This is a genomic window from Mesorhizobium sp. M7A.F.Ca.AU.001.01.1.1, assembly GCF_004022735.1.
Lineage (GTDB): Bacteria > Pseudomonadota > Alphaproteobacteria > Rhizobiales > Rhizobiaceae > Mesorhizobium > Mesorhizobium ciceri.
Window position 1 is genome coordinate 1 of record NZ_RZPF01001223.1, and the last position, 902, is coordinate 902.

The window sequence follows — 902 nt, forward strand, 5'->3', positions numbered from 1 at the left end:
GCCCTGGACGGCGCGGTAGACGATCATCTGGTCGATGTTGGTGGCGGTCGCCGCCAGCGCACTGGCCGCGGTGAAGCCTGCCGCCGAGATGGTGAACAGCACGCGCGTCGACAGCATCCGGCTGAGAAAGCCCGACAGCGGGATCATCACCACTTCGGCGATCAGGTAGGCGGTCTGCACCCACGGAATTTCGTCGGAGCTGGCGCTCAGGCCGGCCTGGATCTCCGACAGCGAGGCGGAGACGATCTGGATGTCGAGGATGGCCATGAACATGCCGAACACCATCGCCAGGAAGGCGATGACGCGCCGCGTCGAAATGGTGTCAGGCACAGCCGGCCTCGCCGGCGGCGCTCCTGCTGTCAGGGTTGCGGTTGCCATGGCATTGCTCCCCGGCCGCCGCTCAATTCGACGCTGCCACTGACGCCGACCCGGATGGGGCGGTGCGGCTGTCGACGGCGACGACGACGCTCAGGCCGGCGCGCAGCTTACCGCTCTTCAGCGCATCGGCCGGCACATCGATGCGGACCGGAACGCGCTGCACGACCTTGGTGAAGTTGCCGGTGGCGTTTTCGGGCGGCAGCAGCGAGAACACGGCACCCGAAGCCGGCGCCAGCGACGAAACGGTTCCCTCGAAGTCCTGGCCGTCGGTCGCATCGACCGAGATCCTGACCTTCTCGCCGGGAACCAGCCGGGCAAGTTGTGTCTCCTTGAAGTTGGCGACGATGTAGAGCTTGTCCATCGGCACGATGACGGCGAGCTTCTGGCCGGGGCTGACAAGGTCGCCCTGCTCGACCGAGCGGTTGCCGACGATGCCGTCATATGGCGCCTTGAGCACGGTGAAGGAAAGATCGCGCAGCGCCTTGTCATGGCTGAGCTGCAGGGACGCCAGCGTGCTCGCCGAT

The 902-nt window shown here is 66.4% G+C and carries 2 protein-coding genes; both read right to left on the reverse strand.

The genetic code is table 11. The features are described from left to right. A partial coding sequence (locus EN884_RS37235; RefSeq protein WP_128361196.1) for an MFS transporter occupies positions 1 to 378 on the reverse strand: 378 nt, incomplete at its 3' end. Between the two features lie 22 nt (positions 379 to 400). Further along, on the reverse strand, positions 401 to 902 hold a 502-nt coding region (locus EN884_RS37240; protein ID WP_164895478.1), incomplete at its 5' end, for an HlyD family secretion protein.